This is a genomic window from Ruegeria sp. CG8 (genome assembly GCF_056537165.1).
In genome coordinates, this window is the sequence record NZ_JBQFRA010000002.1 from 1 (window position 1) to 11705 (window position 11705).

Genomic DNA, 11705 nt, shown 5'->3' on the forward strand with positions numbered 1-11705 from the left:
CCAGCGGTGGGTCCGGTGATGGCGGCAGCTCAAGCGGCGGTAGCTCCAGCGGTGGGTCCGGTGATGGCGGCAGCTCAAGCGGCGGTAGCTCTAGCGGTGGGTCCGGTGATGGCGGCAGCTCAAGCGGCGGTAGCTCCAGCGGTGGGTCCGGTGATGGCGGCAGCTCAAGCGGCGGTAGCTCCAGCGGTGGGTCCGGCGATGGCGGCTCGGGCGGTGGCGACGGCGGTGACGGCGGCGGCTCGGGTGATGGCGGCTCGGGCGGCGGCGACGGTGGCAGCTCAAGCGGCGGCAACGGTAACGGCGGCGGCAACGGTAACGGCGGCGGCAACGGTAACGGCGGCGGCGTCAACGGTAATAATGGCGGTGGAAATGGACCGGAAGGCGCAAGCCCTGGTCAGGGCAACAACGCCAACAATGACGAGGACTAACCGCCTTTGGTCGTGATGCCACGTTTCAGTGGCAATCTGGCATACAAATGAAAAAGGGCGATGAATTCATCGCCCTTTTTTTGCTGGAGCCTTCAAGAAACTCAAATCGCTGTGGCTTCTTAGCTTCGCCCGTAAATCCCAACCCAACGCTGGGGCTGTTTCGGATCCTGCATCCGCAGGAACAAATAGCGTGTGGCCGACCAGGGTTTGATCCGATTGGTCAGGTTGTCCAGCACGAGATCACCTTGATTGGAGCGGTAAACCAGAACCGCGTGGGGGCCGCGGCGGGTGTCCAAAACGGTCGCCAGTAAAAGCTTGTTGGGATCAATTCCAGCCTTGATCAGGTCACGCTTTTTCAGCAGCGCAAAATCCTCGCAATCACCGCCGCGCGATGTTGGCAGGGCCCAACGCTCCCGCGTCTTGTACTGCACTTGGTCCGTGACCTCACGCGTTGTCGCATTGACCTGGGCATTGATTTGCTTGACCAGTCGCAGTTCCTGATGGCTGGGCAGCGAAACCGACTTCTTGTTCGCACAAGCCCAAGCATACTGGCGGCACAAGGTCCGTGCGCCCGACGGCGGTGGCGAAGCCGAAAACCCCGAAATGAAAGCTGTCTCTGAAGCGCTGGCTTGTCCTGTCGCAAGAACGGCACCGCCGATCACTCCCAACACACCCAGAGCCAATGTGGCCTTGCTGGCCGCGCGACTTGCCACTGTGTTGAGCTTGTCCAAAACCCGATTCATGCCTGTCCCTCGATCCCATACGTTCGACTGACTGCCGCTTCTGAGGACCATATTCTGCTTTTGGAAACTATCCGTTAACAGACTGGCTCTGGCAATCCTCGGTCAGGTTGTCGGCAAAAAACGGCGGAAATTCGTAACTCAATATGACCTTTTCTGCGCAAGAAAATGGCGAAGCCTGACACAATTAGAGGTAGAGCGTCATAATTTCGCCGCCACAAAAAAGCTCAACCCATTGAAAGTTTGAGGGAAATTTTGTTGCGGGACGTGATCACCGGAACACTATCGGCCCAATTCCAGGATCGGCGTCGCAACTTTGGCTGACGTTGCGTCACCCAAAGCGGGTTCCGGAGCCAATCCAAGACCGGCTCCGGTTGATTCTCACTCGGTCGTTTCGACGACCAGCAATTCGCGCTCGCTTGCGCCCCGGGCGTGGCTCAGGGCTTCTTGGTATTCAGCCGAGTTATAACAGGCGACGGCGGCTTCAACCGACGGGAACTTCGCCACGACATTGCGGGGCCGCTCTTTGCCTTCCAGTTGGACATAGCGTCCTGCACGGGCAATGAACGTGCCCCCATGTTTGGAAATGGCCGGGCCGGCAAGCTCGGCGTATTTGCCATAAGCTTCGGCATCAGTAACCGTGACATGTGCAATCCAGAGTGCTGGCATCTTATCCTCCCAAAACCTCTTCCGCGGCCTTGATGGCCGCCGCGGCGTTGGCGGCATCGCGACCACCGCCCTGCGCCATGTCGGGACGCCCGCCGCCGCCCTTGCCGCCCAGTTCCTGCACGGCGGCCTTGACCAGATCGACGGCCGATATCGACTGCGTCAGGTCGCTTGTGACACCGGCAGCAACTGCAGCCTTGCCGCCCGTGTCGGCGATCAGTAGAACGGCGCCCGATCCCAGCCGCGCTTTGTGCTCATCAATGAGGGCCGGCAGATCCTTGCCCGACACACCATTCAGAGCCTGTGCCAGGAACTTGACGCCGTTGATCTCTTTGGCATCCGCGCCGCCGCCTTGACCGGCTCCACCGGCCATCACCAGATCGCGGCGCAGCTGCGCCACTTCGTTCTGCAACGACTTGCGCTCGTCCAGCAGAGCTTTGATGCGATCCACGACATCATCCGGCTGCGCCTTCAACTCGGCAGCAATCTGACCGAGGCGCCGATCCTGCTCGGTCAAGTACCGCAATGCAGCGTCCCCGGTCAGAGCTTCGATCCGACGCACGCCCGCGCTGCTTGCACTGTCACCCAGAATGACAAAGGTCCCGATATCTCCTGTCTGGCGCACATGCGTACCGCCACACAGTTCGATCGACCAGGTTTGGCCGTCATGGCCCTTGCCGGTCTGGGCCTTGCCCATCGAGACAACCCGGACTTCGTCGCCGTATTTCTCACCGAACAACGCCTGTGCCCCCAAGGCGCGGGCATCGTCCGGGGTCATGATACGGGTTTCGACCGTCGAGTTCTGACGAATGAACTCATTCACCTCGCGTTCCACGGTCTGCAACTCAGCCTGTGTCAGCGCTTTGGCGTGGCTGAAATCAAACCGCAGACGGTCGGCAGCATTCAACGATCCGCGCTGTGCAACATGATCGCCAAGCGTTTCTCGCAGCGCTTCGTGCAGTAGGTGGGTCGCCGAGTGGTTCGCTCGGATGGCCGAGCGCCGGGCGTGATCAACTTCGAGCTCGACGGCATCACCTTTGGCGATCGCACCGCTGTCCACGACGATCTTGTGTGCATAGACCTTGCCATCCGCGAACTTCCTGGTGTCTTCGACCGTCGCGCTCTGGGTGCGGTCTTCAAGACGCCGGATGCTGCCGGAATCGCCAACTTGGCCACCGGCCTCGCCGTAGAAGGGTGTCTGGTTTACGACCACCCAGCCGGATCCGCCCTGCTCGATACGGTCCACAAGGTCACCGTCGACCACCAGAGCCACAACCTGACCCTCGGCCATTTCGGTTTCGTAGCCCAGGAAATCGGTCGCACCGCTTGCGTCCAGTATGTCGAACCAGACCGCCTGATCTGCTGCCTCGCCCGAACCAGCCCAGGCGGCGCGCGCCTTCGCCTTCTGCTCGGCCATGGCGGTGTCGAATCCGGCGGTATCAACCGTCCGACCTTTCTCGCGCAGGGCATCCTGGGTCAGGTCAAGCGGGAAGCCATAGGTGTCATACAGCTTGAAGGCGGCATCCCCGGGCAGTGGCGCCCCATCCGGCAGGCCCGCCACTTCGTCATCCAGCAGCTTGAGCCCCCGGTCCAACGTCTGCTTGAACCGGGTTTCCTCCAACAACAACGTCTCTTCGATCAGAGCCTGAGCACGACCCAGCTCGGAATACTGCGCGCCCATCAATTGAACCAGTGTCGGAACAAGTTTGTGCATGACCGGATCCTTGGCGCCCAGAAGATGCGCGTGGCGCATGGCCCGGCGCATGATCCGGCGCAGGACATAACCGCGACCATCATTCGAGGGCATGACCCCGTCTGCAATCAGGAACGAGGTCGACCGCAAGTGGTCGGCAATCACCCGATGGTGCACATTCTGATTGCCATAGGGGTCCACATGCGTGACCTCGGCCGAGGCCTCGATCAGTGTCTTGAAAAGGTCGGTGTCATAGTTGTCATGGCTGCCCTGCAGCAACGCGCCGATCCGTTCCAGACCCATGCCGGTATCGATCGACTGCATGTCCAGTTCACGCATCGAGCCGTCTTCGAACTGCTCGTTCTGCATGAAAACGATGTTCCAGATCTCGATGAACCGGTCACCGTCTTCCTCGGCCGATCCCGGAGGTCCGCCCCAGATGTGGTCGCCGTGATCATAGAAGATCTCGGTACAGGGGCCGCAGGGACCGGTCGGGCCCATTTGCCAGAAATTGTCGCTGGTGGCGATGCGGATGATCCGGTCTTCGGGGACGCCGACTTTCTTCCAGATTTCAAACGCCTCGTCATCGGTATGATAGACGGTCGTAAGCAGACGGTTCTTGTCGATCCCGAACTCCTTGGTGATCAGCTCCCAAGCGAACGGAATCGCTTCCGATTTGAAATAATCGCCGAACGAGAAGTTGCCCAGCATCTCGAAGAACGTGTGGTGGCGGGCCGTGTAGCCGACATTGTCCAGGTCGTTGTGCTTGCCGCCGGCGCGCACGCATTTCTGCGCCGTGGTAGCACGTGTGTAGTCGCGGGTCTCAAGGCCGGTGAACAGGTTCTTGAACTGCACCATGCCCGAGTTAACGAACATCAGCGTCGGGTCGTTGCGCGGCACAAGCGGGCTCGACGCGACCACTTCGTGCCCTTGTTTGGCAAAGTAGTTCAGAAAGGTTGAGCGGATATCGTTCAGCGTGGGCATTGGGCTCTCTCAGCGCGCATTCATGATCTATCGCGACGGTTTAGCCCCCTGCCCGCCGATAGTCCACAGGATTGCTGCAGTGCAAACGAAACAAGGTGAACCCGAGGGCTCACCTTGCCAGTGTTCTCTCTGATCTTCCGATCAGGCTTCGAGGATATCATCCTCATCCGCCGCAGGCGGCATGTCGAAATCAAGCCCGTGCGCGGCACGGATCTTATCCTCGATTTCCAGCGCAACCCGACTGTTGTCCCGCAGGTATTGCTTGGCGTTTTCACGCCCCTGCCCGATCCGCTCATCCCCATAGCTGAACCACGAGCCGGACTTTTCGACCACTCCGGCTTTGACGCCAAGATCCAGCAGTTCGCCCATCTTGCTGATGCCCTCACCATACATGATGTCGAATTCCACCTGCTTGAACGGCGGGGCCACTTTGTTCTTGACCACCTTCACGCGGGTCTGGTTGCCGACCACCTCATCGCGGTCTTTGATCGCGCCGATCCGGCGGATGTCCAGACGGACCGAGCTGTAGAATTTCAGGGCGTTGCCCCCGGTCGTAGTTTCCGGGCTTCCAAACATGACGCCGATCTTCATGCGGATCTGGTTGATGAAAATCACCATGCAGTTGCTGCGGGCGATCGACCCTGTCAGTTTGCGCATCGCCTGGCTCATCAGCCGGGCCTGCACACCCACGTTGCTGTCGCCCATGTCGCCTTCCAGCTCGGATTTCGGCGTCAGCGCCGCCACCGAGTCCACCACGACCATGTTGACCGCCCCGGAACGCACCAGCGTATCGGTGATTTCCAGCGCCTGCTCACCCGTGTCGGGCTGCGAGATCAGCAGTTCATCCAGATCCACCCCCAGCTTGCGGGCGTATTGCGGGTCCAGCGCATGTTCCGCATCGACGAATGCACAGACGCCGCCGCGTTTCTGCTGCTCTGCGATACAATGCAGGGTCAGGGTCGTCTTGCCCGAGCTTTCCGGGCCGTAGATTTCGACAATCCGACCCATCGGAAGTCCGCCGATGCCAAGAGCGATATCCAGCCCAAGTGACCCGGTCGAACTGGCTTCGATCTCCTGCCGGGCACCATCGCCCAGTTTCATGATCGAGCCCTTGCCGAACTGCCGCTCGATCTGCGCCAACGCGCTGTCCAGCGCCTTTTGCTTGTCGGGGTTTTTCTTGTCGTTCATTGTCAGAAGATCCGCCATTGTCCTGTCGCCTTCCCTTTTGTCACACCCATCACCGGGCGGCAATCGCTGCTTTGTTCGCCTCTTGTTCCTTATGAGATCAAAAAGAGAACATTTCAACAAAAACTTTCATTCCTTACCATTCGATGAAGAGGTTAAAAAGTCGTTTACTCAGACCTCGAAACTTCTCAATCATGCCCAAGGCTCTGTCTTTTCAATGAAACTTTGCTTGCGCAGGCTGGCGATTTTGTGCGGAAGCAATTGACCTTGGCTGCCGGGGCGGACAATCATGTGGCACGACAGCCTTCGGCGCAGGAAAGACATGAAATGCTGATCTTCTTCAAGGAACGCCTTGCGCTTTTGTCCCTGCCCAAAACCGGAAGCACCGCCTATCAGGTCGCGTTGCGGGACCGGGCGGATATCGTGGTGTCGGGTCCACCGGATCTAAAACATGCGCCGGTGCGTCGCTATGACCGTTTCTTCCAGAACATTTTCCGCAAGATGTACGACACTGAAATGGAAATCATGGCCATCGTGCGCGAACCCGTCGATTGGCTGGGCAGCTGGTACCGTTACAGGACGCGCACCGAATTGACGGGCCACCCGCATTCGACCGACGGCATGTCTTTCGACAAGTTTGTCCAAGCCTATATGCAATCGCCCCGTCCCGTGTTCGCCGATGTCGGCAGCCAAACTGAATTCTTCCGGACCCGCAGCAATGGCGCCGGTGCTTCGCATATCTTTCGCTACGAACACCAGGACGAGATTCTGGACTTCCTTCAAGATCGACTGAGCGCCCGGATCGATCTGACCCGCGAAAATGTATCGCCCAAGCGGGAACTGATACTGTCTGACCAGACCTTGGATACATTCCGCAAGGCTCATGCCGCCGAGTTTCGTCTGCATCAGCAGGCGCGTTAGTTGAGGTACTGAAACACCGCCTCGGTCAATTGTGTCAGTGAAAAAGGCTTGGGCAGGAAGGTCGAATGTCTGATCTCCGGCCCAGCATCGCCAAACGCGCCTTCGGTATAGCCCGACATGAAGACCACCCGCACATCGGGCCGGCTTTCAAGCGCCTTGGCAACCCAGGTTGGACCATCCATTCCGGGCATGACCACGTCCGTAACGAAGACGTCGACGTGCAGGTTCTGATCCTCAAGAATGCGCAACGCGTCCTCGGCCGAGCCCGCCTCAAAGACGGTATAGCCCTTGAGGCGCAAGGCACGGGTGGCAAAGGCGCGTACCGGCGCCTCGTCCTCGACCAGCAAAACGACACCTTCGCCTTGATGCGCGTTCGGTTCCGGTTGTGCCGGCGGTTCGATCGCAACCTCGGTGTCCCGTGCCAAGCAGACCGGCAGCATGACGTTGAACTCGGTCCCACGCCCTTCGGTGCTGTCCACGAAGATGAAGCCGCCGGTTTGCTTGACGATGCCATAGACCGTCGACAAACCCAGCCCGGTCCCCTCGCCTGTCCGTTTGGTTGTGTAGAATGGTTCGAAAATCTTCTGCAGCTTGTCTGACGGAATACCCACGCCACTGTCGATGACCTTGACCGAAACATATTCACCCACCGGAACCGTCGCCCTGTCCCGCATCAGCGGCTCGGTCAAAGAAAACACCTCGGTTTCGATACGGATTTCTCCGCCGTCGGGCATGGCATCGCGCGCGTTCACCACAAGGTTCATGACGACCTGCTCCAACTGCCTCTTGTCTGCGCGAACGGGCTTGAGAACCGGATCATGACTGAGGATCAGCTTGACCTTCTCGCCCACCAGGCGGTTCAACAAGTGGATCAGGTCGGAAATGGTATCGCGCAGATCCAGCACTTCGGGTCGCAGAGTCTGTTTTCGGGAAAAGGCCAGCAACTGGCTGACCAACGCAGCGGCCCGGTTGGCATTCTGGTATATCTGGACGAGATCGCCGTAGTTCGGATCACTTTGATCATGGCGCAGCAGCAGCAGGTCGCAATGTCCGGAAATGGCGGTCAGCAGGTTGTTGAAATCATGCGCCACACCGCCCGCCAGCTGCCCGACCGCCTGCATCTTTTGCCCCTGGACGAACTGAGCCTCCAGCGTCTTGAGTTCGGTCGCGTCGTTCAGCACGGCAACAAGGCGCACCTCACCGTTCTTGACGATGCGGGTCAAGGTCAGTTGCACGAAGACCTCTCGGTCCTTTCCACCCAGCCGCAGAAATTCGGAACGTGGTGGCCCATCGCACGCGGCGACCTGAAGCAGCCAGTCCCGCAAGGGATGCCCCAATCCGCTCAGAATCGTGTCGATATTGGTCTGACCCAATTCAACATCACCGATCAGCTTGCGCGCCAATCGATTGGCATCCAGAATCTCTCCGCCCGGAGCCAGGTGCATCATGGGCACCGGGACGTCGGCGAAAGTCGTGGTCCACTGATCTGCAGGCGCGTCGTCAAGCACGACCAGCGCTATGTCCCGGCCCGCGCTGGTTTTTTGAACCTCGCACACGAATACCCGCCGCGCACCTTCTTGAGCAGGCAGGCGCAGAACCGTTTCACCGGATATGACCTCCGGCGTCAGAGCCTCGGCCGCGCCCACCTCGCTGCCTCGGAGCATCGCCTCGGCGGCGGCATTCATGTTCAGGACCACGTCATTTCGCCCGAGCGTCACGATTGGAAGCGAAGCATACGCCCAAGGTTGCCGACCCGAGGCCTTGATCCGCCACAGGTACAGATCATCGCCAAGGTCGATCGCCAGAACTGGAATTGTCGTGCCCTTTGTCACGATGTCTTCTGCTGCGCGCCCTTGGACTTGCGCCAATGACTGCATCCGAACCAGTATTGCCGCAGGATTGGCGAAAACGGACCGCAAACACATGTCCAGCCTTGCGCCTGTCGAGGCGTTGAACCTGTCCCGCGCTGGGGAGTTCACGATCAGCACCCGCCCGTTGGCATCCGTGATGAAACCCGGAGCGGGCTCTTTTTCCAGAAACGACGCGAGAATGGTTTGCGCCTGTTTGTCAACGCGGTACGAGAACCATCCGCGCAACAGAACAAACGCGCCAACGGCCAGAAAAGACCCTCCGACCGCCAGCAGGCCAGAAACCAACTGGGGTGAGATCGGAAAGAGCTGTGCGAGAATGACCAACAAAAGCGCGACACCGACCAGAGAAACGGCTCGCGACCAGCTGGGAAAGTGTCGCCCAGTCAAGCTTGGCGAAAATTGAGCGACTTCGGTCATCAACAACTCGATTCAAAATCAATCCAGGGCATTTCGTGGCACAAAGAGTTAATATCCGCTTAAGAAATCCAGCGGATATTCTCCTTTAAGTTGTTTTCAGCGTATCAGCGTCGCGTCAAGTGGGCGGAATAGAAGCCGTCGGTGCCGTGTACAACCTGCCACAATCGGCTGAACGTGCATTGCCATTCCGGATGCGACGACAGGAACGTGTCTATGACGCCTCTGTTTTCGACATCCAGCATCGAACAGGTGGCGTAGGCCAATACACCGTCATCACCGACGAGGGGTGCGGCTGCGTCCAGAATGGACAATTGTGTCTGAGGCAACTGGGTCAATTGCTCGGGCGTCAATGCCCATTTGCCCGCGGGTGCGCGCCGCCACGAGCCGCTCCCGGAACAGGGGGCGTCAGTCAGCACCACATCAAACGGGCCGAGTTTTTCCAGGTCGTCTGTGGACAGGATTGTAATACGCGCTCCCGCCCGTTGCGCTCGGTCAGGTAGGTCACGCATGCGCCCGGGGTTGGCGTCATGGGCGAAGACTTCGACACCGCCAGAGGCGGCCATGGCCAACGCCTTGCCGCCACCCCCGGCACAATAGTCCAGAACCCTCATGCCGGCTCTAAGGTTCAATGCGGCAACGACAGCTTGGCTCGCCGCATCCTGCAACTCGACCAAGCCGTCACGATAGCTTTGGGATTGCGAAACCTTCCGGGCACCATCGACAACTTCAAGCGACGTCTCGCAGGCCGGGTGCGGCGCAGTGGAAATCCCTTCCCGCGCCAGTGCATCCACCGCCTCTTGCAAACTCGTGCGGGCCAGATTGACCCGCAGGTGAACCGGAGCGCGTGATTGCAGCGCGGCGGCGGCCTCTCTGGCACTTTCACCAAGCGACCGCTCGAACACCGGCCAGAGCCACTCGGGAATGTCAAACTGTTCGGCTTCCGTTTCGAATGGACGTCCGACCTCGTCCGCCGTGACGGGGTCTGGGGCGTGACCAACTCCGTTGAACAGATCGACCGGGTCCTTGCCCCGGGACCGCAGAGCGCCCAACATCAGGCCTCGCCCCGTCCTTGCACCGCCGATCGCAGCGAAAGACCGAAGATGCCGAAGCGCGTCAAAGACATGGTCGCGGATCGCCGCCCTGTCCTTCGATCCCGCAAATCGGCTGCGCCGCGCCCAGCCCGTCAACGCTTTCTCGGCGGGAGTTCCGCCCAGAAAATCGTCTAGGATTTCGATAGCGGCCTGAACGCGCGCGCCTGGGGTCATGTCGAGGTCCTGAGTCCGACGGAAACCGTCACATCACGCGGTAGTTGGGGCTTTCGCGAGTGATCTGCACGTCATGCACGTGGCTTTCCTTCAGACCCGCTCCGGTGATCTTCACGAACTGACAATTGCGGCGCATTTCATCGACGGTCGCGCAGCCGGTATAGCCCATGGCCGCACGCAGACCGCCGACCAGTTGATGAACGACGGCGCTGGCCGAGCCCTTGTAAGGCACCTGACCCTCGATCCCCTCGGGCACCAGCTTGTCATTCGCGGCGTCTTTCTGGAAATAACGATCGGCCGAGCCGCGCGCCATCGCGCCCAGGCTGCCCATGCCGCGATAGGATTTGAAAGAGCGGCCCTGATACAGGATCACCTCGCCCGGGCTTTCGTCGGTGCCGGCGATCATCGAGCCAACCATGGCGCAGGACGCGCCCGCCGCGATGGCCTTGGCGAAATCGCCCGAGAACTTGATACCACCATCGGCGATGACCGGCACGTCGCCAGCCGCAGCCGAGCAATCCATGATTGCCGTCAACTGGGGCACGCCGACACCGGCCACCATGCGCGTGGTGCAGATCGAGCCCGGCCCGATCCCGACCTTGACCGCATCGGCGCCAGCGTCGATCAGGGCCTTGGTTGCGTCGCCCGTTGCGACGTTGCCCGCGATGATCTGCACTTCGTTCGACAGGGCCTTGATCCGCTTCACCGCGTCCAGCACCCCTTGGGAATGGCCGTGCGCCGTGTCGACCACGATGATGTCGACGCCAGAGTCGACCAATTGCTCGGATCGTTCAAAGCCGGCATCGCCAACCGACGTGGCCGCCGCAACCCGCAGCCGACCCAGATGGTCTTTGCAGGCCGTGGGGTTCAGCACCGCTTGTTCCGTATCCTTCAAGGTCAGCAGACCGGTCAGTTTGCCCGATCCGTCGACGACCAGCAGCTTTTCAATCCGGCGAGCCTTCATCAGGCTCTTTGCCTCTTCCAGGTCGGCCGGCTCCTGCAGCATCGCCAGATTATCAGTGGTCATCATCGCGCGGATCGGCTGGTCGTCCGACGTGGCAAAACGCATGTCGCGGTTGGTCACGATACCCACGACGCGGCCGTCGTCATCCACCACCGGGAAGCCGGTGAAGTTGTAGCGCTCGACCAAGGCCTTGGCATCGGCCAGCGTTTGATCGGCGCGCAGGGTGACTGGGTTGTAGACGATGCCGGATTCGAAGCGTTTGACCCGGCGCACCTCACGCGATTGCTCCTCGACGGTCAGGTTCTTGTGGATCACCCCAATGCCCCCGGCCTGGGCCATTGCGATGGCCATCCGCGCCTCGGTCACCGTGTCCATGGCCGAGCTGAGCAGCGGTATGTTCATGGTGATCGCGCGCGTCACGCGCGTCGACGTGTCCGCAGTTGCCGGCAGCACCGACGAGGCCGCCGGAACCAAAAGAACGTCATCAAAGGTGAGTGCCTCACGAATCTGCATCTGCTAACCCCATGCAAAACCCCGTTTGGCGGTGACCCTATTGCATGGTTTCGACCAA

Annotated in this window: 9 protein-coding genes; 2 read left to right on the forward strand and 7 right to left on the reverse strand. The window is 60.1% G+C overall.

All coding sequences use genetic code 11. From position 1 onward, the window contains the following. The coding region (locus ACR0EF_RS05975) for a hypothetical protein (RefSeq protein ID WP_480771318.1) at window positions 1–428 on the forward strand (428 nt) is incomplete at its 5' end. 119 nt (window positions 429–547) lie between these two features. Here ACR0EF_RS05975 and ACR0EF_RS05980 read toward each other — a convergent pair. The 4 genes from ACR0EF_RS05980 to recA all read right to left on the reverse strand — a co-directional run bounded on the left by ACR0EF_RS05980 (window position 548) and on the right by recA (window position 5717). Next, window positions 548–1171, reverse strand: coding sequence for a transglutaminase-like cysteine peptidase (locus tag ACR0EF_RS05980; RefSeq protein WP_170370485.1), 624 nt, complete (start codon window positions 1169–1171; stop codon window positions 548–550). Window positions 1172–1549: 378 nt separating this feature from the next. Further along, window positions 1550–1837 carry a DUF1330 domain-containing protein gene (locus ACR0EF_RS05985; protein ID WP_093962104.1) on the reverse strand — a complete coding sequence of 96 codons (288 nt, stop codon included), beginning with the start codon at window positions 1835–1837 and terminating at the stop codon, window positions 1550–1552. 1 nt (window position 1838) lies between these two features. Further along, on the reverse strand, window positions 1839–4511 hold the full coding sequence (gene alaS / locus ACR0EF_RS05990) for an alanine--tRNA ligase (RefSeq protein WP_170370486.1): 2673 nt from the start codon (window positions 4509–4511) through the stop codon (window positions 1839–1841). A gap of 141 nt (window positions 4512–4652) precedes the next feature. Continuing rightward, window positions 4653–5717: a recombinase RecA gene (gene recA, locus ACR0EF_RS05995; protein WP_170339099.1), complete on the reverse strand. Its 1065-nt coding sequence runs from the start codon at window positions 5715–5717 to the stop codon at window positions 4653–4655. A gap of 306 nt (window positions 5718–6023) precedes the next feature. Between recA and ACR0EF_RS06000 the strand changes: the two genes are divergently transcribed. Then, window positions 6024–6617 (forward strand): sulfotransferase family 2 domain-containing protein, encoded by a 594-nt coding sequence (locus ACR0EF_RS06000; protein ID WP_170370487.1) that lies wholly within the window; start codon window positions 6024–6026, stop codon window positions 6615–6617. Here ACR0EF_RS06000 and ACR0EF_RS06005 read toward each other — a convergent pair. The 3 genes from ACR0EF_RS06005 to guaB all read right to left on the reverse strand — a co-directional run bounded on the left by ACR0EF_RS06005 (window position 6614) and on the right by guaB (window position 11647). After that, window positions 6614–8905, reverse strand: a complete 2292-nt coding sequence (locus ACR0EF_RS06005; RefSeq protein WP_170373352.1) for an ATP-binding protein — start codon at window positions 8903–8905, stop codon at window positions 6614–6616. The genes ACR0EF_RS06000 and ACR0EF_RS06005 overlap by 4 nt on opposite strands. A 104-nt stretch (window positions 8906–9009) precedes the next feature. Next, entirely contained in the window at window positions 9010–10170 is a 1161-nt protein-coding gene (locus ACR0EF_RS06010) for an RsmB/NOP family class I SAM-dependent RNA methyltransferase (RefSeq protein ID WP_170373351.1), read from the reverse strand. A gap of 28 nt (window positions 10171–10198) precedes the next feature. Further along, complete coding sequence (guaB, locus tag ACR0EF_RS06015; protein WP_170339091.1) at window positions 10199–11647, reverse strand: IMP dehydrogenase; 1449 nt, start codon at window positions 11645–11647, stop codon at window positions 10199–10201. Window positions 11648–11705: the final 58 nt, after the last annotated feature.

Bases quoted from the DNA above. Each gene is read 5' to 3' on its own strand.
- ACR0EF_RS05980 (WP_170370485.1), bottom strand. From the start codon at position 1,171: ATGAATCGGGTTTTGGACAAGCTCAACACAGTGGCAAGTCGCGCGGCC.
- ACR0EF_RS06000 (WP_170370487.1), top strand. From the start codon at position 6,024: ATGCTGATCTTCTTCAAGGAACGCCTTGCGCTTTTGTCCCTGCCCAAA.
- ACR0EF_RS05985 (WP_093962104.1), bottom strand. From the start codon at position 1,837: ATGCCAGCACTCTGGATTGCACATGTCACGGTTACTGATGCCGAAGCT.
- recA (WP_170339099.1), bottom strand. From the start codon at position 5,717: ATGGCGGATCTTCTGACAATGAACGACAAGAAAAACCCCGACAAGCAA.
- alaS (WP_170370486.1), bottom strand. From the start codon at position 4,511: ATGCCCACGCTGAACGATATCCGCTCAACCTTTCTGAACTACTTTGCC.
- ACR0EF_RS06010 (WP_170373351.1), bottom strand. From the start codon at position 10,170: ATGACCCCAGGCGCGCGCGTTCAGGCCGCTATCGAAATCCTAGACGAT.
- guaB (WP_170339091.1), bottom strand. From the start codon at position 11,647: ATGCAGATTCGTGAGGCACTCACCTTTGATGACGTTCTTTTGGTTCCG.
- ACR0EF_RS06005 (WP_170373352.1), bottom strand. From the start codon at position 8,905: ATGACCGAAGTCGCTCAATTTTCGCCAAGCTTGACTGGGCGACACTTT.